Genomic DNA, 25,192 nt, shown 5'->3' with positions numbered 1-25,192 from the left:
ACGAGGCGCGGGTCCCCTTTTTCAGGTCGGCCCCGGAGATCTCATCGCGGGAATGGTCTCATACCGTTTCGGCTGATCAGATCAGTTCCGCCGTCTTTGCGAGCGGAGCGAAGCAATCCAGATGGCGCCACGCTCCCTGAGGTACCGCAGCCCTGGGTTGCTTCGCTGCGCTCGCAAAGTCGGAGCGGGCTGCATCGACCGAAGCGTTCAACCGGAAACGGTATCACCCCTCCGGATAGTCGGCCCCGAGGCTCGTCGCGCGCCACGCCTCGATCTCGGCGAGGCGCTGCTTCAGCCGGCCCGTGACCGCCTCGAAGCCCCAGGCGCCGAGCACGAGGTGGCGCGGCGGGTTCTCGATCTCGGTCACCCGGATCATGGCCTCGCCGGCCCGCACCGGATCGCCGGCCTGCGTGCCGCTCTTCTCCGCCGTGGCCTTGAGGCGCGCCCCGGCGGTCTCGGCGTAATCCGCGATGGCGCTGGGCGTCTGGACCAGGGAGCGCCCCGCCCAGTCGGTGCGGAACGGGCCCGGCTCGATGCAGGTCACGCGGATGCCGAGGGGCCCGGCCTCGGCGGCGAGCGAATCCGAGAATCCCTCCACCGCGTGCTTGGTGGCGGCGTAGTAGCCCGAGGCCGGGAAGCCCACGAAGCCCGCCACCGACGTGATGTTGAGGATATGGCCCGCGCGCTGCGCCCGCATGACCGGCAGCACCGCCCGCGTCAGAGCGAACAGCCCGAACACGTTGGCGTCGAACTGGGCGCGGACCTTGTCCTCCTCGCCCTCCTCGATGGAGGATTGATAGCCGTAGCCGGCGTTGTTCACGAGCACGTCGATCCGGCCGAACGCGTCCGTGGCGGCGCGCACGCTCTCGGCGATCTGCCCCGTCGCGGTCACATCGAGGGCAAGGGCCAGCACCCGGTCCCCGGCCCCCTGTGCGAGGTCGGCTACCTTGCCGCGGTCGCGGGCCGTGACGACCGCGCGCCAGCCCCGCGCGATCACGAGCTTGGCGAGTTCGCGGCCGAAGCCGGTGGAGCAGCCGGTGATGAACCAGACCGGGTTCGTGTTCTGCGTCATGATGGCGTCCGTGATCGTCGCGTCGGTGTCAGGGCGTCGCGGCCGGCTCCGTCAGACGATCGACCGAGAGCAGGTAGGCGACCAGCGCCGTCTGCTCCTCGCGCGAGACGCCCGTGCCGGCATCCGCCCAGAAGGCGTGCCCCTTGCCGGTAACGCGGGCGATCCGCGCCGTATCCGAGGCCGCGTTCGCGGCGACGACCTTGGCGCGCAGGTCCCGGTCCACGAGGGCGCGCAGGCTGTTGGCGGGGTCGGCCGGGACGCCCGCGTACAGCGTGCCCGGCACGCCGAGCTGGCGCTCCGCGTCGGGTCCGACCGACACGCCCGAATCGTGCAGGTAGGGGGCCGTCCAGGCGAGGCCGACGAGGTTCGGCACCTTGTAGCCGCCCTCGGTGCCCCCCTGCCCCCAGGCCAGCTGGACCTGGGCGCGCTTCTCGCCGTCGAGCGGCACCGGGACGATCACCGGGTTCGCCGGCACCGGGAAGGGCGTGTCGGTGGCGAAGAGCGTCGGCGGCGACAGGCGTGCCTCCATCTTGGCGCCGGCCCGGGCCCGGGTCGGCTCGGTTCCGATCTCGGCCTCCGGGATGATCCGGTGGTTGGTGAGCGCCGGGCCGGAATGGCAGGTCCCGCAGCCGGCCTTCTCGAACACCGCGCGGCCGGCCTGCACCGTGCCGGCCCCCTGCCCGGAAGCCGGCGGGTGCAGCAGGTTCTGGAACGCCGACATGGCGTTGTTGGCGTGGTTGACCGGCTCGCCCGGGACCGAGGTGAACAGGCCGTTGTCGGTGACGTAGTTGGTCGCCGGGTAGGTCGGCAGCACCGCGTAGCTGTTGAGGCCCGGCGAATCCGGCGTCGGATCGACGCTGCGCAGCACCTCTGACGGCTTCGCCGCGCCGTCCGGCTTGTAGCGGAACGTCTGCGTCGCAGCCCCGCGCAGGACGATGCCGAGATACGTCTCCGGATCCATGCCGAACAGCCAGGGCGCGGCGGCCGCGAGCTGGGTGGTGTCGGAATTGGCCGCGTGGACATTGTTGTTGAGCGACGACAGGCCCGCGAACGGGCCGATCGCCTCGCGCCCGCTCCAGCTGTAGGGCTCGCCGTGGGCCGAGAAGCTGGACGGGATCGAGGTCGGGTTGGTGACGCGGTCGGCCGACGAGTCGAAGCTGCCCGGCGGCCAGCTCGCCACCTGGACCTTCGTGGCGGCCTCGACCGCCGCCGCGTCCGGCAGGTTGGGACCGGAGGTGGTCGAACCGGTATGCTGCGGGTCGGCGGTCGGTCGCGCATCGGCCTCCGGCACGCTGGCGTGCATGAAGTAGGCCGACGAATTCTTGGCCAGCGCCATCAGGAGCCCGGCATTGAGGTCCGTGTTCGGCGCCCCCTCCACGACCTTGCCGGTGCCGGGATCGACCGCGGCGTGGCAGAGCGCGCAGGTGATGCCCATGCGCAGATGGCCCCGGTCGGAGAAGGTCTTGATCCCGATGATGAAGGCGCCACCCTTCGGCACGTCGAGGCCGGTCGGGACCAGCTCGCCCTTCCTGTAGACCCGGTCGCCGATCCGCACGTCGCGGGCCATGGCGACCTGGAGGTTGGTGGTGCCCTGGCCGCCGAGCTTGGCCACCGCCAGGGCGACCTCCGTGGGCGTCAGGCCGCCGTCCAGCATGCCCATCACGTCGGTGAGGAAGACCTCGTTGCCGAAGGTCTCCTGGTAGAAGGCCTGTCGGCCGCGCTCGACCATGGCGGGATCGATCGCCACCGCGCCGCTCTCCGGTGCGAGTTGCTTGCGGCCGCTCTCCGTGGCGTTGAGGCTGTCCGCCTCCGCGCGCGAGACCCGTCGGCCCAGCACGTCGAAGGCTGTCTGGATCGGGTAGCGGTCCGGGTTGAGCAGGTCCGCCCGGTCGGGCATCGGCGCGTAGCTGAAGCGCCCGACCGCCAGGGTGACACCGGCCGCGGCGGTCGCGAGACCGGCGGCGATCAGGATGCGGCGTGGCCAACCCATGGAACGTGGTCTACCTCCCGACCGACCACCCCGCGGATCTGCGGAGCGGGCGGCCGGGCTCTCAACCGCCGCGCGGCGCCAGGGTTCATCTCGGCGGCCGGGACCGGGTGTCGCGCGCGCCCGCTCGGGCATGTTCGCGCGGCTCCCCGAGCCGGACCGGTTCAGATCTGCACCTGCCCGCCATCGACGAAGAGCTCCACGCCGTTGACGAAGCTCGCGGCATCGGAGGCCAGGAACAACACCGCCTGGGCGATCTCCCCCGGCTGGCCGACCCGGCCGGCGGGGATCAGGCTCGCCAAGTAATCCTTCGTCCCCGTCGCCTGATCGCCGCCCCCGAACAGCGCGTCGAGGCCCGCGGTCTCGGTGACGCCCGGGCTGACGGCGTTGACGCGGATATGGCGGTCCTTGAGATCGAGGATCCAGCTGCGGGCGAAGCTGCGCACGGCAGCCTTCGTCGCCGAGTAGACGCTCAGCGCCGGGGTGCCCGAGATGCTGGTGGTGGAGGCGTTGAGGACGATCGCGCCGCCGTCCTTCAGGAGCGGCAGCGCCTTCTGCACCGTGAACAGCACGCCCTTCACGTTGGTGTCGAAGGTGGCGTCGTAATGCGCCTCGGTGATGGCGCCGAGCGGGGCGAATTCGCCGCCGCCGGCATTGGCGAAGACCACGTCGATCTGAGCGTGCTTCTGTTGGACCGCGTCGTAGAGCCGGTCGATATCGGCGAGGCGCCCCATGTCGCCCTGGACGGCGGTGACCCGCCCGCCGATCTCCCGCACCGCCGCGTCCAGCGCCTCCTGCCTCCGGCCCGTGATGAAGACCGACGCGCCTTCCCGGGAGAAGGCCTTCGCGGCGGCGAGCCCGATGCCGCTCGTGCCGCCGGTCACCACCACCACCTTGTTCTGGAACCGGTCCGTCATCGTCGTTCTCCGAGAGACGGCGCCGCTGCGCCGTTGCCGGGAGAGAAGCATCCAGAACGGTGATGCGAGTAGCCGGCAGATATGGCACACAGCGTTCCATCAGAGGAACGATGGCGCGCGCGGATCTGAACGACTACGCCTACTTCGCCGAGGTCGTGGCCCATGGCGGCTTCGCGGCGGCCGGACGCGCCCTGCGCGAGCCGAAATCGAAGCTCAGCCGCCGGATCGCGGCGCTGGAGACGCGCCTCGGCGTGCGGCTGATCGAGCGATCGAGCCGGCGGTTCCGCGTGACCGAGGTTGGCCAGAGCTTCTACGAGCGCTGCCGGGCCATGATGCTGGAGGCCGAGCGCGCCGAAGCGCTCGTCGCCGAGGCGCAGTCCGAACCGCACGGGCGGATCCGCCTGAGCTGCCCGACGGGGCTGACCGAGGTCGTGTCGGCGAGCCTGCGCGTCTTTCTCATCCGGTACCCGAAGGTCCGGCTGCAGCTCATCGCCACCGACCGGGCGGTCGACCTGATCGAGGAGCGGATCGACGTAGCGCTGCGGGTGCGGCGGGACCTGACCAGCGACGCCTCGCTGACCATGCGCTCGCTCGGGCTCTCGCGATGGATCCTGGTGGCGAGCCCGCAGCTCGCCAGCCGGCTGGGTGCCGACATCGCCGGCCTCGCGGCCTTCCCCACGCTCGGCACGAGCGACGACCCGGGTGAGATCACGTGGCGGCTCGAGCGGGAGGACGGGACGCGATACGCGGTCCGCCACGAGCCGCGCATGACCTGCGGCGACTTCGCGGCTGTCTGCGAAGCGGCCGCGGCAGGGATCGGGATCGGTTTCCTGCCCGACCATGCCTGCGCCGAGCCCATCGCCTCAGGCAGGCTGGTGCATGTCCTCCCGGACTGGCGCAGCGCGCCCGGCATCGTCCATCTCGTGTTCACCACCCGGCGCGGGCTGCCGCCGGCCGTGCGCGCGCTGATCGACCACTTGGCGGCGGTCTTTCCGAAGCTCTGAGCGCGCGGCTCGCCGCGGCCGCTCTCAATACCCGCGCGCGGCGTCGACGCCCTGTGGTGGCTGTCCGGTCCGGCGGTAGTCCCGCAGGTTCGCCGCCACCGTGGCGGCGGCCGACTCCATGTCGGTCGGGCCCGAGACGTGCGGCAGCACCGTGATGCCGGGATGGGACCACAGCGGCGAGTCCGCCGGCAGCGGCTCCTGATCGAACACGTCGAGGACGGCGTGGGAGAGGTGCCCGGAATCGAGGGCCGCACAGAGATCCCCAGCCACCACGATCGGCCCACGGGCGAAGTTGATCAGCGCCGCGCCGGGCTTCAGCGCCGACAGGCACCCGGCGTCGACGAGGCCCCGCGTCTCCGGCGTCAGCGGGATCAGGCAGACGAGGATGTCGCAGCGGCCGAGCATCTCCGGAAGGCCGGTTGAACCGTGGAACGACTCGATGCCGGGCACGGCCTTCGGCGAGCGGCTCCAGCCGACCACGGTGAACCCGGCGCCGAGGAGCCGGTCCGCCGCCGCTGTCCCCAGCGCGCCCAGGCCGAGCAGGCCGACCGTCGTGTCCGCGGGCTTGCGGTAGGGGTGCGGCTTCCAGATCCGCGCACTTTGTTGGCGCGCATAGGCCGGCATGTCGCGCTGCAGGTAGTAGGTCCAGGCGAGCACCGCCTCGGCCATGGTCCGCGCCATCTCCCGGTCCACGAGCCGGACGATCGGCAGCGGCCGGTCGAAGGCGCCGACGAGCTTCTCGACGCCGGCCCACAGGCTCTGGACCCAGACGAGACCCGGCAGCGCCGCGACCTCGGCCGGATCGGGATTGGCCACGACGGCGACCCGGGCCGCCGCACGGTCCGCTTCGCCCATCGCGCGGAACGGGATGAGGCGTTCCTCGGGCATCGCGGCCGACAGGATGCCCAGGTATTCCGCTTCCTGACCCGGGCTCTTGCACCCCACGAGGGCGATTGGCTCTGCCATCCGATACTCCGCGCCGACCCGAACCCGTCATCCACCGGAGACGACGCAGGGGCTGTGCCTGAGCGCGCGCGGATCGTCGAGGGCATGTTGGAGGGGGTTGAAGGCTGCCGTGCGCGCCTGCCGGATCCCGATAGTCGCGCGCCTTCGGATTGGTGAAGACGGATCACCACCGCTTCCCCGTCATTCCGGACCGCGCAGCGGAGCCCGGAATCCAGATCCGCCACCGCACCCGGAACCTGCACTGACAGCGGTTCTGGATTCCGGGCTCGCCTTTGGCGATCCGGAATGACGGGGTTAGATCTCAGGTCGGAGATCATGGAGACGGAGACGACTTTTCTAAGGTGTTCAACCCCGTGCGCGGAGTGGGAGCGAAGGCGCGGGCGGATGCCGGACTGCTCGTTCAACATCCTCTCGAACTTCGGCCCGCCGCCCGAAGGCCGGATCAGCGGGGCTCGATCAGCGCCGGGTAGACGAGACGGACGTTGCGGCGCTCGGCTGGAGCCTGGACTTCGGCCCGGCCGCGGATGCTGCCCGTCGTGCTCGGTGTCACCGGCTCAGCGGGGCGCAGACGCCAGCGGTCGGCGGCCGGCATCTGGATGCGGGGTTTGGGCCGCTCGAGGTGGCGGTCGGCGCCCTCCGTCGGGACTGTGGCGAGGCCGGCTACGATCATCGCGGCGAGCATCGCGAAACGGCACAGGGGCCGGAGGAGGAAGGGGGCAGGACGAGGAGGCATGGGCAAGGCACCGCGTGGACGCCTCTGTTCTGCGCGCCGCCAATGAAGACGGGATCGAACCGAATCGATTCCCAAGTCGTTGCCAACACCTGCCTCCGGTCGCGGTAAATGCGGGCTGTTCAGGCAGGGTAAACAACAGACCGGGAGGGCGTGCGGGCATGGCGAGCAAGGTCGAGGGAGGCTCCGGGACCCCGGAGCGGGCGGAAATCGGCCGTGTGATCGACACCGACATCTCCGCCCGCCTCGACCGCCTCCCCTGGGGCCGCTTCCACGTCCTCGTCATCGTCGCGCTCGGCATCACCTGGGTGCTGGACGGGCTCGAAGTGACGCTCGCCGGTTCCCTCGTGGGCGCCCTGCGCCAGCCGCCGATGTCCTTCTCGGAGTTCGACGTCGGGCTCGCCGCCTCCTGCTATCTGGTGGGCGCCGTCACCGGCGCGATCGGCTTCGGCTGGCTCACCGACCGGATCGGCCGCAAGAAGCTGTTCTTCATCACGCTGGCCCTCTACCTGGTCGCCACGGCAGCCACCGGTCTGTCCTGGAACATCTGGAGCTTCTGTCTCTTCCGCTTCTTCACGGGCGCGGGGATCGGCGGCGAGTACACGGCCATCAACTCGACCATCCAGGAGCTGGTCCCGGCGCGGGTCCGCGGCTGGACCAACCTCGTCATCAACGGGTCGTTCTGGATCGGCGCGGCGCTCGGCTCGTTCATGTCGATCGTTCTGCTGAAGCCCGAAGTGATCGACCCGGCCTGGGGCTGGCGCGTCGCCTTCTTCACGGGCGGCGCGATCGGCCTCGTGATCCTGCTGCTGCGCACCTGGATTCCCGAGAGCCCGCGCTGGCTCGCCACCCACGGCTACGCCGCGGAGGCCGATCGGGTCGTCACCGGCATCGAGAAGCGCTTCACCGACGAGGGCGTCACCCTGCCTCCGGTGGACGAGAGTAAGCGCATGAAGGTCCGCACCCGCGACCACACCCCGCTGTCGGAGGTGTTCAAGGCGCTGTTCGTCACGAGCCGCAAGGAGACGATGGTCGGCCTCGCGCTGATGATCGCGCAGGCCTTCTTCTACAACGCGCTGTTCTTCACCTACGCGCTGGTGCTGGAACGCTTCTACGACGTGCCCGGCAACCATGTCGGCTGGTACCTGCTGCCCTTCGCGCTAGGATCCTTCCTCGGCCCGCTTCTCCTCGGGCGGCTGTTCGACACGATCGGCCGGCGCACCATGATCGCCTTCACGTACGGCATCTCGGCGCTGCTGCTCGCCGGCGTCGGCCTGCTGTTCCGACTCGACGTGCTCGGGGCGGTCGGCCAGACGGGAGCCTGGATGGTGGTGTTCTTCTTCGCCTCGGCGGCGGCGAGTTCGGCCTATCTCACGGTCTCCGAGACCTTCCCGCTCGAGATCCGGGCGCTGGCGATCGCGGCCTTCTACGCGGTGGGTACGGGCATCGGCGGCGTGTCGGGCCCGCTCCTGTTCGGGACCCTGGTGGAGACCGGATCGCGCGACTGGGTGCTGTTCGGCTACGGGCTCGGCGCCGTGCTCATGCTGGTCGCCGCGGTCGTCGGCGGGATCTGGGGGACGGCCGCCGAAGGCAAGTCGCTGGAGGAGGTGTCGAAGCCGCTGGCCGCGGCGTGAGTGTCTGGTCCTTCAAGGGTGTTGCGCCGAGCCGTGCCTTCTCACGGCGCGGCTGCGCCCGAGGCCTTGCAGTCCACCTCAGACGAGCCGAATCGTCGCGCCGTACCGTGCGACGATGCTGTCGGCCGTCACGAGCTCGAGCCCCTCCACCATGGCCTGGGCGATGAGGAGACGGTCGAACGGGTCCCGGTGGATCGCAGGAAGGGTCGCGACGGTGGCCGCGTGAACTCCTGTCACAGCCAGCTCGACATATCCGTGGCTCAATAAACCATCGCGCAGGAGACGGACATCGACCCGGAAGTCAGCTCGCCCCAATCCGCTCTTGATCGCGATTTCCCAGAGACTGGCTGCACTGAACACCAGCGTGTTCATGGGTTCCTGGATCAGGGCGCGGGCGGCACCGGGGAGGCGATCCGATCCCGCGGCAGCCCAGAGCAGGATATGGGTGTCGAGCAGATGGCTCACCGGCCCTCGAACAGCGCTTCGATCCCGGAACGGCCCATCTCGTCGAAGTCGTCCGGAACGCGCACGCGGTCTGCCAGGAAGCCGATCCGCTGCTTTCCGGGGGCGTGCGGCCCCTCGAACGGGACGACCCGGACCAAAGGCTTGCCATCCCGGGCGATGATGAACGCGTCGCCCGAGGCGGCCTGATCGACGAGCCGGGACAGGTCGGTCTCCGCCTCGTCCAGAGTGATCGTGCGCATCGAACCCGTCCGTGGGCGCTGCGCGTCTGGCAGTTCGAGCTGCGGCGCGCGGCCGGATGATAGTCGCTCAGCTCTCCTTCCGCCACACCTGCCCGTGGTAGACGAACTTCGCGCCCTGGTTCGCCAGGGCCGCGAGGCCCCGGAAGGCGGGATCGTGGACGGTGATGACGCTCGTCGGGATCTTGCGCATCATGTCGGCGAAGGGGGCCTTGCGCTCGAAGGCGTCGCGAAACCCGCTCTCCTGCAGGACCTTGAGGATCCGGGGCGCGATGCCGCCGCCGATGTAGACGCCGCTCGTGGCCAGAAAGGTCAGGGCGAGGTCGCCGCAGACGCGGCCGAGCAGGCGGCCGAACAGCTCCAGCGTCTCGGCGGCATGGGGATCGGAGGCGTTGAGCCCGGCCTCCGTCACCGCCGCCGGATCGATCTTCTCGTGCGGCCTCCCGGTGCGGACATGCGCCACCGCCGCGTGCAGCCGCGACAGCCCCGGCCCGGACAGCACCGCCTCCACGGTGATCCGATCCTCGACCCGCTCCAGCGCGTGCCAGACCTTCTCCTCGAACGCTTCGGCCGGCCCGAAATCGGTGTGCCCGGCCTCCGTGGACACGATCGCGAGATGCGCGGAATAGGGCACCAGCGCCGCCGCGCCGAAGCCCGTCCCCGGCCCGAGCACAACCCGGGCGCCGCCCGGCACCGGCGGACACGGCCCCACCGGCGAGAGGTCGTGCGGCTCGATGTCGGCGGCTCCGGCCGCGACCGGCACGTAATCGTTCACCACCACCGCCGAGGCGAGTCCGAAATCCTCGGCGATGCGCTGACCGGCGATCTTCCAGTGGGCGTTCGTCAGCTGGATCTCAGGCCCGTCGACCCGCCCGGCAATGGCCAGGATCGCCGAACGCGGTGCCGGGGACCGGTCCTCGCTCTTGGCAAGGGAGGCCTTGATGGCGCTCGACGGGTCGGCATGGTCGGCCGTGGCCTCGTGCGAGAGAAGCCGCGGCTGGTCGCCGCTTTTCTCGATCAGGCCGAAGCGCGCATTGGTGCCGCCGATGTCGCCGACCAGGACCGGGAATTCGAACATCGAAAGGTGTCCCTGCTAGCTGGTCCGGTGCAGGCAGGACGCGTGCCCATCCCTGCGGTTGCGATGATAGGGCATCCTCAGGCTGGCGGCAGCACCTCGGGATCGATGGCGCCGCCCTCGGCCCAGGCGCGCAGCAGCGCGCGGACGGCGGCCGGGTCGGGCAGGCGCCGGCTCGCGGCGGTCTCGCCGTCGCCCACGCGGACGGCGACGCCGCCATCCTCCGTCACCGACGCGAAGGCGATCTCGTCGGTCCGGTCGTCCCCGAGGAAGACGGGGATCCGTCCGGCATAGGGGGCCTGCTCCATGAAGGCCCGGATGGCGTGGGCCTTGGTGGCCTGCGCCGGAACGATCTCGCCGACCGCCTTGCCGAGCTGCAGGCGGTACGCTCCTCCGAGGGTCTCGGCCGCCGCCTTCACCAGCGCCTCGGCCCGACCGGCATCGTCCGGGCTCGCCAGCCGCCAGTGGACCGCCACCGAGGCGCCCTTGTCCTCGATCAGCACGTTCGCCAGCGCGCCGCTCTCCGCGTGCAGGCGCTCCACCTGTCGCCGCAGATCCGGGTGATCCTCTGCCCGTCCGCCGCTGATCGCGCCGGCGATCCGACGCTCGACACCGTGGAGGCCCGCCGCATCGAGGCGGGCCGGCGCCAGGAAACCGTCGATCACCGAGACGGGCCGGCCCGTCACGATCGCCAGCGCGCCGTCGAGGCGGCCGCGGAGCCGCTCCAAGGTTTCCACGAGCCCGGGCTCAACCTGTACGGCGTCCGGCCGCGGCGCGATCTCGGCGAGGGTGCCGTCGAAGTCGAGGAAGAGGGCGATGTCCATCGCGGGCAGTTCCGTGGCTTGAGCGTCGGCGCGGGGCTAGCACGGGGCGGCGCGCCGACAAACCGGGCGCGCACCGCCCTATATCGCCGCGCGAGCGATTTGCGCGAGGTTCGATATGATGTGGACGGCGACACGGCCCGATCCGGATCCGGCCGGGCCCGGCGAGGAGAGCGTCTGGGCCTATCCGCGCCCGCCGCGCCTGGAGCCGGTGACGGTGCGGCTGCGCGTGATGCTCGGCGGCGTCATCGCCGAGACAGAAGCCGGCTTCCGCGTCCTCGAGACCTCCCATCCGCCGACCTACTATCTCCCGCCGGACGCCGTCGCGGCCGGCGCCCTGGCGAGCCCGCGGCGCGGCGGCATCTGCGAGTGGAAGGGGCAGGCCGTGCTGTTCGACGTGCAGGGCGGGGACCGCCGCGCACCCGGAGCCGCCTGGACCTACCCCGATCCGACACCGGCATTCCGCGACCTCGCGGGCTACATCGCCTTCTATGCCGGCCCGATGGATGCCTGCTTCGTCGGCGAGGCCCGGGTCACGCCCCAGCCCGGGAGCTTCTACGGCGGCTGGATCACGCCGGGCATCGTCGGTCCGTTCAAGGGCGGTCCGGGCACGATGGGCTGGTAATGCCCGATGGGTGATTTTTGCCCCGCCACACCCTAACCATCGGGCGACGGCCGACCGAGCGTGGGCGCGAGCGAGACAGGATGAGCGCATTGACCGACATCGATCCGACAGGCGCGGGTTTCAGCGCGGAGCGGCTCGCCCGGATCGGGCCCTGGATGAACCGGCTCGTGGCGGAGGGACGCCTCGCCGGCCTCTCGGTGTCGGTGGCGCGGCGGGGTCGGGTGGCGTTCGCGCGCGCCTGCGGTCAGGCGGACCTTGCCCGCGAGACGCCGTTCACCCTCGACACGGTGACGCGGATCTACTCGATGACCAAGCCGCTCACCTCGGTGGCGGTGATGCAGCTCTACGAACAGGGTCTGTTCCAGCTCGACGACCCGGTCTCGCGGGTGCTGCCCGAATTCGCCGAGATGCGCGTCGCCGTCGGCGGCAACCGTGCGAAGCTCGAGACAGAGCCGGCACGCCGGCCGATCACCGTCCGCGACCTCCTCACCCACACGGCCGGCCTGACCTACGGCTTCATGGAGGCGACGCTGGTCGACGCGCAGTACCGGGCGCAGGGCATCGACTTCCTGGCGCGCGAGGGCACGCTCGCCGAGATGACCGGCCGCGTGGCCAGGATGCCGCTGCTCGCGCAGCCCGGCAGCGCCTGGAATTACAGCGTCGCCACCGACGTCCTGGGCCAGTACGTGGCGGTGCTGAGCGGCCGGCCCTTCGCCGACTACCTTCTCGAGAACGTCATCGCCCCGCTCGGCATGGCCGACACGGACTTCCACGTCCGCCCCGAGCGGATGCCGCGCTTCTGTGCGACCTACATCTACGATCGCGAGCGCCGGCTGAGCCTCTTCGACGATTCGGTGGAGACGGCCTTCGCCCAGCCCCCCGCCATCGCCTCCGGTGGCGGCGGCCTCGTCTCCACGGCGGCCGACTACCAGCGATTCTGCCGGATGATCCTCAACCGCGGGACGCTCGACGGGACCCGGCTCCTCGGCCGAAAGACGGTCGATCTGATGCTGGCCAACCACTTGTCCGGCGACCTCGCCGCGATGGGCACGCCGCGCTTCGCCGAGACGTCCTACACGGGGATCGGCTTCGGCCTCGGCTTCTCGGTGATGCTCGACCCGGCGCGGGCCCAGATCCTGGGCACACCGGGCGAGGTCGCCTGGGGCGGCCTGGCCTCGACGGCGTTCTGGATCGACCCCGCCGAGGACCTGTCGGTGGTGCTGATGACACAGCTCGTGCCGTCCTCGGCGCTGCCGATCCGACGCGAGCTGCGCGTCCTGACCTACGCGGCGCTGACGGACTGAGCCCCGCTCACTCCTGGGCCGGCGGCGCGGCGGCCGGCTTTGGGGCCGGCTTGGCGCCGGCCTTCGCGGTCGGCCTCGCGCCGGCTGTGGCGGCGGCCGGCCCGGCGAATTCCGGATCGCTGTGCGGACCGCTCGGGCCGTTGGTCGGACCGGCGAGCTGTCCCGGAGCGAGATCGGTCACCTTGTTCCAAGTCTGCGACTTGCACAGGAACGCGATCAGGCAGCCGCGGACGGTGAGTTCGCCGGGCTTGTCCGTCCAGATGGTGACGTCGTACGACTTGCCATCCTCGGAGTTGTAGATCTTGCCCTCGTAATGGGCGTCGGCGTTCGGCTTCAGCCCCATGATGAGCTGGTGGCCGAGCGACGGACGGGTCTGCTTCTTCGGATCGGGATTCTTGAAATCGATCCGCGGCTCGCCCTTCTCGTTGAGCGGGACCTTCAGCCAGACCACGTATCCGCACAGGCGGTCACCGGCGGTCCCGCACTTCTCGAGGCGAACGCGCGCGCGGCCATCCTCCGTGAGGTAGGTGCCGCTGGGGTCGGTCGGGGTCGCGGCGTGCGCCGGACCCGCCAGAGCCGCGGCCGCCAGAACCGCGAGGGGCGCGACCCGGCGGCCGATCGAAGACAACCTCATTCCCGAACTCCTTGCCTCGCGCGCCGTGATGGAGACTCGACCGCCTTCGCGAAAACCGTTCGCGTGCGGTCGGAGTCATTTGCCCGCGTCCTCGCGCCCGCGCCGGGCGGGCATGCGCTTCATGCCCGCCCTCTCCCGCGCGAAGTTGTCCGCATCATGACAACGCAGCTTAGGGCTGAAGCGGCGCGGCGGGTCCGGCCGGGCGTCCGGGACCCGTCAGGTCCGCGTCGGCGGCGCGCCCCGACCGGGCCCGAGGGGTCGCTGCATCAGCGTCACGTCGAGCCAGCGTCCGTGCTTGTAGCCGACTGACGCCAGGGTGCCGACCGGCGTGAAGCCGAGGCTCGCATGCAGCGCGACCGAAGCGGGAGAGCCGCTCTCGGCGATCACGGCGACCATCGTCCGGCAATCGATGCGCTCGCAGGCGGTGATCAGCGCCGCCAGCAGGCCGCGGCCGACCCCACCGCCCCGGAAGGTGCGCGCGACATAGATCGAATCCTCGACGGTGGATCGATAGGCGGCGCGCTGATGGTAGGGGCCGGCATAGGCGTAGCCGGCGACTGTGCCGTCCCGCTCGGCGACGAGATAGGGAAAACCGCCGTCGCGCAGGAGGGCGAAGCGTCGGGCCATCTCGTCTACGCCCGGGGGCTCGGTCTCGAAGCTGACCGTGGTGGTGGCGACGGCCTCGCCGTAAATCGCCGTGATGGCCGGGAGGTCGGCCACATTCGCTGGGCGTATCGCGTCTGTCACGGCGCCAGGATATGCGAGACCGCTCTGGTCCGGCAATGCGCCGGGCGCATTGCGGCGCATTGCGGCGGACGAGGACGGGCGCCGCGAGGAAGGGCCGGTTTGCCGGCGAGCCTGACGCAGCGAAGCCGGATCCTGGCTGGGGATCCGGCTTCGGTATCATGAAGGTCGGCGCCGGGCTCGACGCTGCGACCGGCCTTCAGCCGAGAGGGAATGCGGGTCCGATCAGCCCTGCTTCGCCTTCTTGTTGGCGTTGTGGTGGCCGACGGCGCAGCCCGCGGCGGCGCCCATCTTGCCGTGGCCGGCCATGTGCCCGGCGACGCCGCCGACGACCGCGCCCTTGAGGCATCCCTTCGCTTCGGCCGGCGCGCCGGCCAGCAGGGCGCCGATGGTCAGCGCGGAGACGAGTGCAATCCGATGGGTCATCGCGGGTTTCTCCTGTTGTCCCTGTCGAAACGGCTCCGCGCCCGGACCCGTTCCGCAATCGCCGGTCACGACGGGTTGTCCGGTCAGCGCGCGAGCCCCGTCACCAGCCGGACCAGATCGGATTGGCGGGTCGCTCCGGTCTTGGCGAAGATCGCTTTGAGCTGTGAGCGCGCGGTCGCGGCGGTGATCGCGTAGCGGGACGCCGCCTCGGCGAGCGACGTGCCTCCGGACAGGGCCTGGGCCAGCCGCGCCTCCGCGGGTGTGAGCCGGTAGGCGACCTGAAGAAGCGCCGCGGCCGGTACGGTGGCGGCCCCCGGAACCCGCGCCAGGAGCAGCGTGCATCCGCCCGCGAACAGTCCGCGGCTCGGCCCGACCAGCGGGACGACATGGAGCACCATCGGCGGCGCGTCCCGGCGTTCCACCGCCACGGCGGAGAACGGCGGCCGGCCGTACGGGCGCGCCAGAGCCTCCAGGTGACGCGCCGCTTCTGGATCCTCCGCAACCAGTCGCCCGCCGGCGAGCTTCAGATCCGTGCCGAGCAACGCCCCGAACGCCTCGTTCCAGCGGAGCGCGCGGCCCTCGGAGTCGAGCACGAGTGCGGCCCGCTCGATGACCTCGAAGGCCTGCGTCAGCCCGGCCAGACGGGCCTTCTCGACGATCGCGGTGAGCAGGCCGGCACGCCGCAGAAGCGGCGACAGGGTCGCCAACCGTTCCTGCTCGTGCGGCTCGTAGGGGCCCTGCGCCACCGTCCGCTGGAGCGACAGGCACCACAGCCGACCCTTCACCTCGAAGCCGATCCCCGCGAACCAGCGCAGGCCGCGGGATGCGAGCAGATCCTGATAGAAGGGCAGCCGCGCGATCTCCTCCGGCGTGGTGAAGTCCTGATCGACCGCGATGCCGCGCGTGCGCATGAACGGCAGGCCGCGCAGGCGATAATCCTCGCGGTACCAGCCCTCGCCGAAGTAGCGTTGCGCGGCATCGTCCAGGGACGGCGTGTGGATCGCGTCGAGCCCCATCCGATCCGAGCGGAGGAGCAGGGCTCCCTCGCTGCCGGAGGCACGCGAGGCCCGCTCGATCAGATCCGGCCAGCGCGCGGCGTCGAACACCGCCTCTTCGAGATCTTGCTGGAACCCGGCCTCGAGATCGTCGCGCAAGCGCGCGACAGGATCGCGGATCAGGCCGGGCATCGGACCTGCTTCCGAGCCGCCGGATCCTGCCGATCAGCATGAGGCCGCCCAGATCCCATCCCAAATACGCGCCACCGATCGGCACGAATGTAGATCGTATATTCGTGCTCGCGCAATCGTCCGCTGATCTCCGAAGATCTGGTCAGCCAGAGGCCCTCGCCACCGTGTGCCGGCTCCGGAGGCCGGACCGACTGATCGAGCCGGCCCGCAACGCTCGCCCCAGCATCGCCGCGGGGCACGCGTGACACCAGGATCGCCTCAGGGCGCCGCGTGCAGACCGCCCATGACGGGGGCCGCCGGTACCTCCTCGGCGATCGGTTCCTGGATCAGGGTCCAGTAGCCGAGGGCGGCCACCAGGGCGATCGCGGCGCCGGTGATGAAGGCCATGGAGAAATGGCCGGTCCCGCCGACGATGAAGCCGGTGACGGTCGGAGCCAGGGCGCCGCCGATATAGCCGCCGAAATTCTGCATCGCCCCGAGCGAGGCGGTGCAGCTCGCGGGCGCCGCCACGGAGGCCATCGCCCAGGCGGACGACGAGCTCATGTAGACGAGGAAGAGCGAGGCCGAGATGCAGGCGATGGCGAGCGTGTCGCTCGGCGTCAGGGCGGCCACCACGGTGAAGGCCGCGGTCGACACCAGGGATGCGACCATCGGGATCTTGCGGCTGCGGATCGGGTCGACGCCGCGCCGGACCAGCACGTCCACCACGCGGCCGCCGAGGATCCCGCCCAAGACCCCGAACGCGAACGGGATCGAGCCGACCAGGCCGGTCTTCTGCAGGGTGAAGTGCCGCTCGATCTCAAGGTAGCTCGGCAGCCACGCGGTGTAGAGCCACGTCATGTAGATGCAGCCGAAATAGCCGACGATCATGCCCCAGCTGGTGCGGAACCCGAACAGCCGCCGCCACGCGCTCCAGGTGACCGCTCGGCTCGCGTTCGGCGCATCGCCCTCCTCCAGGAAGGCGCGCTCCCCCGGCGTCAGGTCGGTCTCCCTCGGGTTGCGGAACACGAGGTAGACGATGGCGGCAAGCCCGAGCCCCGCGATACCCATGATCACGAACATCGCCCGCCAGCCGAAGCTCACCATCAGGAAGGTGAGCAGCGGCAGGGCCAGGAAGGTGCCGAGCGACGAGGCGCAGTTCCAGATCCCCGTGGCGGTGCCGCGCTGGCGGATGTTGAACCAGTCGCGGGAGACCCGGGCGCAGGTGGGGAAGTGCGGCGCCTCGCCGACACCGAGCACGATCCGCGCGCTCACGAACTGCCAGAACGACGTCACGGCGCCGCCGAGCATCTGGCCCAGGGACCAGCAGGTGAGGCCGAGGGTGAGCGTCAGGCGCGGGCCGAGCCGGTCGGCCAGGGCGCCCGCGGGGAGCTGCGCGAAGGCGTAGGCCCACAGGAACGCCGAGAGCAGCAGCCCCATGTCGGGGATGGAGAGGCCGAGATCCTCGCGGATCAGCGGGTTGGCCACCGCCAGGGTGGCGCGGTCGACGTAGTTGACGACGCCCGCCGTCACGAGGAGCGCGAGCGAGATCGTCTGGATACGCCGGAGGCGCGGCGTCGCGGCCGTGACCATCGTATCCTCGGCCATCGTATCCTCCCCAAGCTGACGGGCCCCTTCGGGGTCTCCAGGGTCCCACCGGTCGCGCGCGACTCGTGAGGGCCCGGTCCCATTCTGCACCGAACCGGATCGGGGGGAAGAGTCCGTCGCCCCTCGCCTCGCGGCGCGGGGCGTCGTAGACCGCCCGTCACCCTCACCGTTCGAGACAGCACCGTTGCGCCTGACCCAGATCACCCACCACGACCTCGACGGCTACGGTGCCTCCACGGTGGCGGCCGCCTGCGCGCCGGTCGACCGCGTCGTGCACGTGCCCCGCTACAGCGATGTCGGCCCGGTCTTCGAGGACGAAATCAAGCGTCTCGGTCGCGCGGCCGAGAGCGAGATCCTGCTGATGACCGACCTCGGCCTGGAGGAGCAGACGATCGCGGGACTGAAGAAGTTCGCCGCCCTGAACCGCCGCCGCGAGGAGGGCCGGAAGCACCGCCTCGTCGTTCTCGATCATCATGCCTCGTCGCTGGACCAGCTGCGGCGCATGGGCCTGGAGCCGGCCGCCGACCCGGCGCGCCCGGGCCTCCACCGGATCGACCTGAACGACCCCGAGATCGCGATCCTCATCGAGGAGGACATCTGCGCGACGCGGATGACCTACGAACACCGGGCGCTCTTCGCCGCGCAGGAGCCCGCGACGGATCTCGCGAGCTTCCTCACGGCGGTGGACGCCCTCGACCTCTGGCGGAAGGAGAGCCCGGCCTTCCGCGGCGGCCTCGCGCTGGACGAGCTGTTCTGGGACGTGGTCTCCAGCTACGTGCCGGTCGGTCATCCCTGGCACGACCGCTTCGTGTCCGACATTCTGCTCGCGGCCGCCGCAGCCCTGCGGGATGGCGCGGACCCGGCCGATCTGGAGCGGCGCGCCACGGCGATCCGCACCGGCGTGGTCGACGCCCTGCTTCGAGACGCTCCCGACGACGATCCGGCGCTCACCACGCGCATGCGGCTCGCCCGGGCGCTCGCACGATCGGACGCCCTCTTCCGCCCGCTCAAGGACGGCACGCTCCTGTCCTTCGCCCTCGACGCGGGGACCTTCCAGCGGGTCTCCGACCTGATCATGGATGCGGGGCGGGCCAAGCGCGTGGTCAACGTCCAGCGGATGGGCACGCTGTCGTTCCGCTCGAACGACAGCACGGCGCTCGACGGCGCCCGGCTGTTCCGCGGCGGCGGCCACAGGGACGCGGCGGGCGGCCGACTTCAGAGCGGCTCGGCCTTCTCGATGGCGGACGCGATTGCCCAGGTGGAACCGGTGCTCAATCCCGAGAAGCCCGCCGGGTCGGACAGCCCGTTCGCGGCGCTGAAGAACTGGAAGGGGTAAGCGGTCGCCGCCCCGGTCGCGCCGTCGTCGCGAGGCCTGATTCGCCTCGCTCTCTTCGCGCAGACGGGGATACCTTGTGCCCTGGACCGGAGAACCGGTTCAGAGCCTGAAATCCTCGCCGAGATACAGGCGCCGCGCCTCGGGGTTCGCGACGATCTCCTCGGGCGTGCCCTCGGTGAGGATTCGGCCGGAATGGGCGATGTAGGCCCGGTCGATGAGGCCGAGCGTCTCGCGGACATTGTGGTCGGTGATCAGCACGCCGATGCCGCGCTGCTTGAGGTGCTTCACCAAGTCCTGGATGTCACCCACCGCGATCGGATCGATGCCCGCGAAGGGTTCGTCCAGCAGCATGAAGGTCGGCGAGGAAGCGAGCGCCCGGGCGATCTCGCAGCGGCGCCGCTCGCCGCCCGAGAGCGCGATCGAGGGCGACTTGCGCAGGCGGGCGATATCGAACTCCTCCAGCAGGGCGTCGAGCTTGCGCGCCCGCTCCTTGCGGTCGGGCTCCGCCACCTCCAGCACGGCGCGGATGTTGTCCTCCACGGTCAGCCCGCGGAAGATCGAGGCCTCCTGCGGAAGGTATCCGATCCCGAGCCGGGCCCGCTGGTACATGGGCAGATGCGTGATCGGCAGGCCGTCCAGGGTGATATCGCCGCGGTCGGCCGCCACCAGCCCGGTGATCATGTAGAAGATCGTGGTCTTGCCGGCGCCGTTCGGTCCGAGCAGGCCGACCGCCTCGCCGGTGCGGACCGTGAGCCCCGCCTCGTGGACCACCGTGCGGGCGCCGTAGCTCTTGCGCAGGCCGCGCACGCTCAGGATACCGGGGCCGCCTGCGTCGGCGGCCGACCAGCCATCCGCCCCGATGACGGGATCGTCCTGCTGTCGCGCGTGCCGGCCGAACAGGCGGCCGAGCCATGTCGCGCGGCCCGCGGATGGTTGCGGACCAGCCTGGAATGCCACGGCGCCGCTCAATTGACCTGTGTCCGCGGCTTCGCCGACGGACCCGCCGGCGGCTGCGTGCAGCCCTTGCCCTTGCCGTCCTTGGCCTCGGCCTTCTCGCCCGGCACGAACAGGGCCGAGACGCGCCCGCCCGGCACCGGGTCCATGTTGGCGCGGCCGGTGTTCATGTCGTAGACCAGCCGCTGCCCGCGGGTGACGTTCTGGCACTGGCTGAGCACGACGTTGCCGGTCAGAACGATCCGCTTCGCGTCCTGGTCGAATTCCGCATGGTCGCCCGTGGCGACCTGATCCTTCTGCACCACCGTCACCGGGCCGGCGCAATCGACCTTCTGGATGCCGTTCTCCGCCGGATTGCGGGGCGGGGCCGCCTCGGACGCCTCCGCGATCTCGCCCTTGGCGGCCTTGCCGGGCGTGTCCTTGCCGCGCTTGTAGGTGACCGTCATGGTCGAGCACCGGATCGTGCTGTCGCCCTGCACGGCCACCACGTTGCCGGCGAAGACCGCCCGGTTCTCCCTGTCGAACACGTCGAGCCGGTCGGCGTCGATCTTGATCGGGTCCTTGCCGCCGCCGCCGATATTGCCGAAGGGCGAGTCCTTGCGCGCCGCCGACTTTTCGGCGAGCGCCGGGCCGCCGAGCATCAGCCCCGCCGCCAGGACGGCGCAGAGGATTCGGGCAGCGCTCATCGGGTGCCGTCCGCCGGCTGCGCGTCCGAGGTCTGGATGCGCAAGGGCACCTTCTCGGACGGCCTGTCGCCCGGTTTGGCCACCTCATCGTCGTTCACGATGACCACGTGGACGTTGCCGACGAAGGAGATCCGCTTGCCGCTCTCCACCACGTCGAGGGTGTCGGCGTTCACCGTGGCCCGCGGGCTCGACACGACGACGGGTTCCTGCGAGCTGATCGCGCCGGTCTTGAACGTCACGGCGGCGGAGCGCAGCCGCGCCTCCTCGCCCTTGTCGGTCCAGATCCGGATGTCGTCCTTGAGGTCGAGGGCCTCGCGGGCCGTGTCGAACAGGCCGGAGGCGGCCGAGAGCCGGGCCACGCCACCCTGGTCGTCGGTGGCGATGTGGCCGCGCATCTGCTGGAGCTCGATCTGGCTCGGCTTGCGCACGTCCTGCAGAGCGGCGTCGGCCGTCACCTCGTAGCCGCGCGTGCCCTGCCGGAAGCCGGCGAGCCGCGGATTCTCCATCCGAACCTTGGAGCCGGCGAGGGTCACAGGCCCGACCGAGACACCCGGAAGATTGGCCGCGAAGGGATTGAACAGGTAGGCGAGCAGCGCCACCACCGAGCCGCCGGCGGCGACCGGGATCAGGCGACGCATCGCGCGCACGCGGCCGCTGTGGCGGTAGGCCTGGGCATGTGCCCGCGTCCGCGCCGCCGCGACCGCCTGTCCGTTGCCGGCTTGAGCCTCGACCGGGTTCATGCAGCGTCCGTGAGGCGCGCCCGATGCGCGCGAAAGGGTTCGGCTGAGACGCCTGCGGCCCCCACCGCGCCCGCGCCATCGAGCGGGCATGCGCCCGACCGGTGGCGAAGTTATGGCTTGACCATTTCCGAATGATCAACCGAACCCGCAATCATCGGGAACGGATGTGTGTGGAGACACACGCGGCGGGCAGCATTCCCGCCGCGTGTGTCCCCCTTCTTCTAGGCGCCGCGGGCCGCAGCCAGAGCCGCCGCCACCGTCCGGGCAAAGGCGGCCGGATCGCGGGGGCTGTCACCATCCTGGATCCGGGCGAGATCGAGCAGCGTGCCAGCCGCCTGCGGCAGCTCGGCTTCTGGAGCCGAAGCCAAGGCGCGAATCAGCGGGTGGCGCGGGTTGATCTCCAAGACCGGCTGACCGGCGCCGGGACGTCCGGCCCGGCGCATCAGCCGCTGCATCTGCAGATCGGGACCGCCGGTGCCGGCCGAGAGGACCACCGCCGAATCGACCAGCCGGTCCGTGGTGCGCACGTCCGAGACTTCAGCGCCGAGCGCCGTCTTCACGGCAGCCACGAAGGCGTCGATCCCATCCGGGGCCGCCGGCTGCTCGCCGTCCGAGGCGAATTTCGAGAGGTCGAGCCCGCCCTTGGTGATCGAGCGGAGCGGCTTCTCCTCGAAGGTGCCGAGCTGGTCCGGCCAGAAGGCGTCGACGTGATCGGAGAGGAGCAGCACCTCCAGGCCCCGCGCCTTGAATCCCTCGAGCTGGGGCGACGACTTCAGCGCCTCGGCATCGTCGGCGACGAGGTAGTAGATCGCCTCCTGCCCGTCCTTCATCCGGGACACGTAGTCGGGCAGCGAGGTCCAGCCCTCCGCCGCCGAGGAGCGGAAGCGCAGGAGCGGCGCGATCTCGCTCCGGCGCTCGAAATCCTCGTAGATGCCCTCCTTGAGGACGGCGCCGAAATTCTCCCAGAACGGCTGATAGCCCTCCGCGTCCTTGGCCCGGGTGGCGAGTTCTGAGACGACGCGGCCGGTCACCGCCCGGCGGATCCGCGCGAGCGCCGGCGTCGACTGCAGCATCTCGCGGGAGACGTTGAGGGGCAGGTCCTCGGTATCGACCACGCCCTGGACGAAGCGCAGCCACGGCGGCAGCAGCTCCGCCTCGTCGGTGATGAACATCCGCCGCACGTGCAGCCGGACCTTGCTCTGCCGGTCGTTGTCGAGGGCCTGGAAGGGCTTCGCGCCGGGAATGAACAGCAGCGCGGAGAACTCGAGCTGTCCCTCGGCGCGCCAGTGCAGCGTCGCCCAGGGCTTGTCGAAGTTCATGCCGACGGAGCGGTAGAATTCCTCATATTGCTCCTCGGTGACCTCGGACTTGGGCTTGCGCCAGAGGGCGGTGGCCTGGTTGGCCGATTCGTCCTTGCCGTCGCGCACGACGGCGATCGGCACGGTGATGAAGTCCGCCCATTTCCGCACGAGGTGGTCGAGCCGGTAGGGCTCCAGGTACTCGTCGGCGTCTTCCTTGAGGTGCAGCACGATGTCGGTGCCGGGCTCGGACCGCGTCGCGGGCTCCAGCGTGTAGCTGCCCTGCCCCTCCGAGGCCCAGGTCCAGGCCTCGTCGCTGCCGGCACGGCGCGACGTGACGGTCACCCGGTCGGCGACCATGAAGGCCGAGTAGAAGCCGACGCCGAACTGGCCGATCAGGCTCGGCCGATCCTCGGCCTTGGCGGATTCGAGCGTCTGCGAGAAGGCCCGGGTGCCGGACCGCGCGATGGTGCCGAGGTTGGTGGCGAGATCCTCCTTGGTCATGCCGATGCCGGCATCCGAGACGGTCAGGGTCCGCGCCTCCTTGTCGGGGGCGATGCGGACCTTGGCGTCCGGCGGCAGGGCGCTCGCCGCCGAGGTGAGGGCCTCGAACCGCCGCCGGTCCATGGCGTCGGCGGCGTTGGCGACGAGTTCGCGCAGGAAAATCTCGCGGTCGGAGTAGAGCGCGTGCACGACGAGGTCGAGGAGGCGTCCGACCTCCGCCCCGAATTCGTGCCGCTCGGTCGTCTCGCTCACGGGTGGTGTCTCCGCTGTGGGGAAAATGGCGGAGGCGATATGCTGGCGAACGACGCCGTTTGCAATGCGCAGGCCGGGCGGCTGCGGGCAGGCAGGTGCCGCTTCGCGGCGTGTTCCTGTGTGCCTCGAGAAGTCAGATCTCGATCTCGGTTCCCACCTCGACGATCTGCCGGGTCGGCAGGCCGAAATGAGCGCCGGTGCGCTCGGCGTTGCGCTTCATGAAGGCGAACAGGCCCTCGCGCCACGTCGCCATGCCGGGATTGCTCGGCGACGGGATCACCACCTCGTGGCCGACGAAGTAGGTCATGTCCTCCAGGTATTCCGGCGGCAGCAGGCCACTGGCCACGGCGCATTGCAGGCCTTCGGGAATCGAGGCGGTCTGCATGAAGCCGTAGCGCAGGACGACGCGCTCCATGCCGGGCGTGTACTTGGAGATCGCCTTGCGGATGCCCTGGGCCACCAGGGTGACCTGCGCCCGCTCGCTCGCGGGGATCACGGGCTCCTCCTCGTACAGCACGGTGATCAGCAGGATCCGCTCGTGGAGACAGCGGCTGCGCTCCAGCAGGCGGCCGAGCGCCATCGGGATTCCCTCGGTGGCGGCCGTCAGGAACGCCGCGGTGCCGGGCAGCGTGACCGGCGGGTGCGTGGCGAGGCGCGTCAGGAACGTGGCCTCCGACATGCGCATGGTCTGGCGGACGGATTCCAGGACGTGGTTGCCCTTCATCCAGGTCAGCATCAGGAAAGCGACGGCGGCGGCGAGCAGCAGCGGAAACCAGCCGCCCTCGAACAGCTTCACACTGTTGGCGGCGAAGAACACGCTGTCGATGGCGAGGAAGAAGCCGTTCACCGCGACGACCAAGATCGGATTATAGCCCCACCGGAGCGCGATCAGCGCGGCGAGCAGCGTGGTGATGCCCATCAGCGCCGAGACCGCGATGCCGTAGGCGCCCGCCAGCGCGTCCGACGAACCGAAGACCACGACGGCCGTCAGCGTCGCGGCAGCAAGCAGCCAGTTGACGGCGGGCACGTAGATCTGGCCGCGCTCGTCCCGGTCGGTGTGGACCACCCGCATCATCGGCATGAAGCCGAGCTGGATCGACTGCTGGGTCAGCGAATAGACGCCCGAAATTACCGCCTGCGAGGCGATCACGGTCGCCATCGTGGCCAGCGCCACCAGCGGGTAATGCGCCCAGTCGGGGGCGAGCAGATAGAACGGGTTCTCGATGGCGGCCGGGTCGGCGATGACAAGAGCCCCCTGGCCGCAATAGTGGATGAGCAGCGCCGGCAGCACGAGGACGAACCACGCGATGCGGATTGCCGGGGCGCCGAAATGGCCGAGATCGGCGTACATCGCCTCGCCGCCCGTCACCGCCAGGAACGCCGCCCCCAGCATCAGGAAGCTCACATGCCAGCCGGCATGGACCAGGAAGTCCACCGCCCGCCAGGGATTGGCTGCTCCCAGGATCTCCGGCGTGCGCAGGATGCTCGGGATAGCGAGGAGAACCAGCACCACGAACCAGACCAGCATGATGGGGCCGAAGACGCGGCCGATGGCGGCCACGCCCTTGTGCTGCACCAGGAACAGCCCGATCAGGATCACCAGCGTGATCGGCACCACGTAGGGTCCGAGCGCCGGCGCATCGACCTTCAGGCCCTCGATCGCCGACAGAACCGAGATCGCCGGCGTGATCGCCCCGTCGCCGTAGAGCAGCGCCGCGCCCACAAGGCCCACCACCAGCAGCAGCGCCTTCCACGTGCCCGGGCGCGCCTGCCGCGCCCCGAGCAGCGCCAGCATGGCCACGATGCCGCCCTCGCCCCGGTTGTCGGCGCGCAGGATCAGCACCGCGTATTTCAGCGACACGATCAGGATCAGCGACCACAGGATCAGCGACACCGCGCCCGTGGCCGCCGCCGGCACCGAGGCGCCCCCGCTGGTCGCCGCCTTCACCGCCTCCTTGAACGCGTAGAGCGGGCTCGTGCCGATGTCGCCGTACACCACACCCAGCGC

24 protein-coding genes are annotated in these 25,192 nt (G+C 70.6%); 5 read left to right on the top strand and 19 right to left on the bottom strand.

Features of this window, described 5'->3' with window-relative positions:
- Window positions 1–223: 223 nt before the first annotated feature.
- The 3 genes from ACLBX9_RS04645 to ACLBX9_RS04635 form a co-directional block, all read right to left on the bottom strand.
- A complete protein-coding gene (locus ACLBX9_RS04645; RefSeq protein ID WP_447718069.1) occupies window positions 224–1,072 on the bottom strand; it encodes an oxidoreductase in 849 nt (282 codons plus the stop codon).
- A 28-nt stretch (window positions 1,073–1,100) separates the two neighbouring features.
- Complete coding sequence (locus ACLBX9_RS04640) at window positions 1,101–3,062, bottom strand: cytochrome C oxidase Cbb3 (RefSeq protein WP_447718068.1); 1,962 nt, start codon at window positions 3,060–3,062, stop codon at window positions 1,101–1,103.
- Between the two features lie 161 nt (window positions 3,063–3,223).
- Window positions 3,224–3,976: an SDR family NAD(P)-dependent oxidoreductase gene (locus ACLBX9_RS04635; protein WP_447718067.1), complete on the bottom strand. Its 753-nt coding sequence runs from the start codon at window positions 3,974–3,976 to the stop codon at window positions 3,224–3,226.
- A gap of 110 nt (window positions 3,977–4,086) precedes the next feature.
- Here ACLBX9_RS04635 and ACLBX9_RS04630 point away from each other — a divergent pair, with 110 nt between their 5' ends.
- On the top strand, window positions 4,087–4,980 hold the full coding sequence (locus ACLBX9_RS04630) for a LysR substrate-binding domain-containing protein (protein ID WP_010682735.1): 894 nt from the start codon (window positions 4,087–4,089) through the stop codon (window positions 4,978–4,980).
- A 24-nt stretch (window positions 4,981–5,004) separates the two neighbouring features.
- On the opposite strand, the gene ACLBX9_RS04625 is transcribed toward ACLBX9_RS04630, so the two are convergent.
- Complete coding sequence (locus ACLBX9_RS04625) at window positions 5,005–5,946, bottom strand: 2-hydroxyacid dehydrogenase (protein WP_010682734.1); 942 nt, start codon at window positions 5,944–5,946, stop codon at window positions 5,005–5,007.
- A 442-nt stretch (window positions 5,947–6,388) separates the two neighbouring features.
- Window positions 6,389–6,679 (bottom strand): hypothetical protein, encoded by a 291-nt coding sequence (locus tag ACLBX9_RS04620; RefSeq protein ID WP_244625653.1) that lies wholly within the window; start codon window positions 6,677–6,679, stop codon window positions 6,389–6,391.
- A gap of 158 nt (window positions 6,680–6,837) precedes the next feature.
- Between ACLBX9_RS04620 and ACLBX9_RS04615 the strand changes: the two genes are divergently transcribed.
- Entirely contained in the window at window positions 6,838–8,310 is a 1,473-nt protein-coding gene (locus tag ACLBX9_RS04615) for an MFS transporter (protein WP_010682732.1), read from the top strand.
- A 78-nt stretch (window positions 8,311–8,388) separates the two neighbouring features.
- Here ACLBX9_RS04615 and ACLBX9_RS04610 read toward each other — a convergent pair whose 3' ends face one another.
- The 4 genes from ACLBX9_RS04610 to otsB all read right to left on the bottom strand — a co-directional run bounded on the left by ACLBX9_RS04610 (window position 8,389) and on the right by otsB (window position 10,910).
- Entirely contained in the window at window positions 8,389–8,775 is a 387-nt protein-coding gene (locus ACLBX9_RS04610; RefSeq protein WP_039892364.1) for a type II toxin-antitoxin system VapC family toxin, read from the bottom strand.
- A complete protein-coding gene (locus ACLBX9_RS04605) occupies window positions 8,772–9,014 on the bottom strand; it encodes a type II toxin-antitoxin system Phd/YefM family antitoxin (RefSeq protein WP_010682730.1) in 243 nt (80 codons plus the stop codon). Before ACLBX9_RS04605 ends, ACLBX9_RS04610 begins: the two co-directional genes overlap by 4 nt.
- A gap of 67 nt (window positions 9,015–9,081) precedes the next feature.
- A complete protein-coding gene (locus ACLBX9_RS04600) occupies window positions 9,082–10,089 on the bottom strand; it encodes a glucokinase (RefSeq protein ID WP_447718066.1) in 1,008 nt (335 codons plus the stop codon).
- Between the two features lie 77 nt (window positions 10,090–10,166).
- A complete protein-coding gene (gene otsB, locus ACLBX9_RS04595; RefSeq protein ID WP_447718065.1) occupies window positions 10,167–10,910 on the bottom strand; it encodes a trehalose-phosphatase in 744 nt (247 codons plus the stop codon).
- Between the two features lie 115 nt (window positions 10,911–11,025).
- Here otsB and ACLBX9_RS04590 point away from each other — a divergent pair, with 115 nt between their 5' ends.
- Both ACLBX9_RS04590 and ACLBX9_RS04585 read left to right on the top strand, forming a co-directional pair.
- On the top strand, window positions 11,026–11,532 hold the full coding sequence (locus tag ACLBX9_RS04590; RefSeq protein ID WP_447718064.1) for a DUF427 domain-containing protein: 507 nt from the start codon (window positions 11,026–11,028) through the stop codon (window positions 11,530–11,532).
- Between the two features lie 80 nt (window positions 11,533–11,612).
- Window positions 11,613–12,836: a serine hydrolase domain-containing protein gene (locus ACLBX9_RS04585; RefSeq protein WP_447718063.1), complete on the top strand. Its 1,224-nt coding sequence runs from the start codon at window positions 11,613–11,615 to the stop codon at window positions 12,834–12,836.
- A 7-nt stretch (window positions 12,837–12,843) separates the two neighbouring features.
- Here the strand turns inward: ACLBX9_RS04585 and ACLBX9_RS04580 are convergent, their stop codons facing one another.
- From ACLBX9_RS04580 to ACLBX9_RS04560, 5 genes are all read right to left on the bottom strand, one after another.
- Window positions 12,844–13,470, bottom strand: a complete 627-nt coding sequence (locus ACLBX9_RS04580) for a DUF2147 domain-containing protein (RefSeq protein ID WP_447718062.1) — start codon at window positions 13,468–13,470, stop codon at window positions 12,844–12,846.
- 216 nt (window positions 13,471–13,686) lie between these two features.
- On the bottom strand, window positions 13,687–14,217 hold the full coding sequence (locus tag ACLBX9_RS04575; protein ID WP_447718061.1) for an N-acetyltransferase family protein: 531 nt from the start codon (window positions 14,215–14,217) through the stop codon (window positions 13,687–13,689).
- Between the two features lie 222 nt (window positions 14,218–14,439).
- Complete coding sequence (locus tag ACLBX9_RS04570) at window positions 14,440–14,640, bottom strand: glycine zipper 2TM domain containing protein (protein WP_010682723.1); 201 nt, start codon at window positions 14,638–14,640, stop codon at window positions 14,440–14,442.
- 83 nt (window positions 14,641–14,723) lie between these two features.
- The gene (locus ACLBX9_RS04565; RefSeq protein WP_447718060.1) at window positions 14,724–15,827 is read right to left on the bottom strand and encodes a helix-turn-helix transcriptional regulator; all 1,104 of its coding nucleotides are present in this window, start codon (window positions 15,825–15,827) and stop codon (window positions 14,724–14,726) included.
- 258 nt (window positions 15,828–16,085) lie between these two features.
- Complete coding sequence (locus tag ACLBX9_RS04560) at window positions 16,086–17,414, bottom strand: MFS transporter (RefSeq protein WP_447718059.1); 1,329 nt, start codon at window positions 17,412–17,414, stop codon at window positions 16,086–16,088.
- Window positions 17,415–17,598: 184 nt separating this feature from the next.
- Between ACLBX9_RS04560 and ACLBX9_RS04555 the strand changes: the two genes are divergently transcribed.
- The gene (locus tag ACLBX9_RS04555) at window positions 17,599–18,750 is read left to right on the top strand and encodes a dimethylmenaquinone methyltransferase (RefSeq protein ID WP_447718058.1); all 1,152 of its coding nucleotides are present in this window, start codon (window positions 17,599–17,601) and stop codon (window positions 18,748–18,750) included.
- A gap of 99 nt (window positions 18,751–18,849) precedes the next feature.
- Here ACLBX9_RS04555 and lptB read toward each other — a convergent pair whose 3' ends face one another.
- From lptB to ACLBX9_RS04530, 5 genes are all read right to left on the bottom strand, one after another.
- Complete coding sequence (gene lptB / locus ACLBX9_RS04550) at window positions 18,850–19,707, bottom strand: LPS export ABC transporter ATP-binding protein (protein WP_010682719.1); 858 nt, start codon at window positions 19,705–19,707, stop codon at window positions 18,850–18,852.
- Window positions 19,708–19,715: 8 nt separating this feature from the next.
- Window positions 19,716–20,390, bottom strand: a complete 675-nt coding sequence (locus ACLBX9_RS04545) for an LptA/OstA family protein (RefSeq protein WP_010682718.1) — start codon at window positions 20,388–20,390, stop codon at window positions 19,716–19,718.
- Window positions 20,387–21,130: an LPS export ABC transporter periplasmic protein LptC gene (lptC, locus tag ACLBX9_RS04540; protein WP_447718057.1), complete on the bottom strand. Its 744-nt coding sequence runs from the start codon at window positions 21,128–21,130 to the stop codon at window positions 20,387–20,389. The genes ACLBX9_RS04545 and lptC overlap by 4 nt, the downstream gene beginning before the upstream one ends.
- A 221-nt stretch (window positions 21,131–21,351) precedes the next feature.
- Window positions 21,352–23,184: a molecular chaperone HtpG gene (gene htpG / locus ACLBX9_RS04535; protein ID WP_447718056.1), complete on the bottom strand. Its 1,833-nt coding sequence runs from the start codon at window positions 23,182–23,184 to the stop codon at window positions 21,352–21,354.
- A gap of 133 nt (window positions 23,185–23,317) precedes the next feature.
- Window positions 23,318–25,192: potassium transporter Kup (locus tag ACLBX9_RS04530; RefSeq protein WP_447718055.1), on the bottom strand; the 1,875-nt coding region annotated here is incomplete at its 5' end.

It is taken from the genome of Methylobacterium sp. A49B, from assembly GCF_053346215.1.
This window is presented reverse-complemented; position numbering and strand designations above follow the sequence as displayed.

Excerpts from the sequence above, each read along its gene's own strand:
- ACLBX9_RS04645 (WP_447718069.1), bottom strand. The coding sequence starts at position 1,072 with ATGACGCAGAACACGAACCCGGTCTGGTTCATCACCGGCTGCTCCACC.
- ACLBX9_RS04640 (WP_447718068.1), bottom strand. The coding sequence starts at position 3,062 with ATGGGTTGGCCACGCCGCATCCTGATCGCCGCCGGTCTCGCGACCGCC.
- ACLBX9_RS04635 (WP_447718067.1), bottom strand. The coding sequence starts at position 3,976 with ATGACGGACCGGTTCCAGAACAAGGTGGTGGTGGTGACCGGCGGCACG.
- ACLBX9_RS04630 (WP_010682735.1), top strand. The coding sequence starts at position 4,087 with ATGGCGCGCGCGGATCTGAACGACTACGCCTACTTCGCCGAGGTCGTG.
- ACLBX9_RS04625 (WP_010682734.1), bottom strand. The coding sequence starts at position 5,946 with ATGGCAGAGCCAATCGCCCTCGTGGGGTGCAAGAGCCCGGGTCAGGAA.
- ACLBX9_RS04620 (WP_244625653.1), bottom strand. The coding sequence starts at position 6,679 with ATGCCTCCTCGTCCTGCCCCCTTCCTCCTCCGGCCCCTGTGCCGTTTC.
- ACLBX9_RS04615 (WP_010682732.1), top strand. The coding sequence starts at position 6,838 with ATGGCGAGCAAGGTCGAGGGAGGCTCCGGGACCCCGGAGCGGGCGGAA.
- ACLBX9_RS04605 (WP_010682730.1), bottom strand. The coding sequence starts at position 9,014 with ATGCGCACGATCACTCTGGACGAGGCGGAGACCGACCTGTCCCGGCTC.
- ACLBX9_RS04600 (WP_447718066.1), bottom strand. The coding sequence starts at position 10,089 with ATGTTCGAATTCCCGGTCCTGGTCGGCGACATCGGCGGCACCAATGCG.
- otsB (WP_447718065.1), bottom strand. The coding sequence starts at position 10,910 with ATGGACATCGCCCTCTTCCTCGACTTCGACGGCACCCTCGCCGAGATC.
- ACLBX9_RS04590 (WP_447718064.1), top strand. The coding sequence starts at position 11,026 with ATGATGTGGACGGCGACACGGCCCGATCCGGATCCGGCCGGGCCCGGC.
- ACLBX9_RS04585 (WP_447718063.1), top strand. The coding sequence starts at position 11,613 with ATGAGCGCATTGACCGACATCGATCCGACAGGCGCGGGTTTCAGCGCG.
- ACLBX9_RS04580 (WP_447718062.1), bottom strand. The coding sequence starts at position 13,470 with ATGAGGTTGTCTTCGATCGGCCGCCGGGTCGCGCCCCTCGCGGTTCTG.
- ACLBX9_RS04570 (WP_010682723.1), bottom strand. The coding sequence starts at position 14,640 with ATGACCCATCGGATTGCACTCGTCTCCGCGCTGACCATCGGCGCCCTG.
- ACLBX9_RS04565 (WP_447718060.1), bottom strand. The coding sequence starts at position 15,827 with ATGCCCGGCCTGATCCGCGATCCTGTCGCGCGCTTGCGCGACGATCTC.
- ACLBX9_RS04560 (WP_447718059.1), bottom strand. The coding sequence starts at position 17,414 with ATGGCCGAGGATACGATGGTCACGGCCGCGACGCCGCGCCTCCGGCGT.
- ACLBX9_RS04545 (WP_010682718.1), bottom strand. The coding sequence starts at position 20,390 with ATGAGCGCTGCCCGAATCCTCTGCGCCGTCCTGGCGGCGGGGCTGATG.
- lptC (WP_447718057.1), bottom strand. The coding sequence starts at position 21,130 with ATGAACCCGGTCGAGGCTCAAGCCGGCAACGGACAGGCGGTCGCGGCG.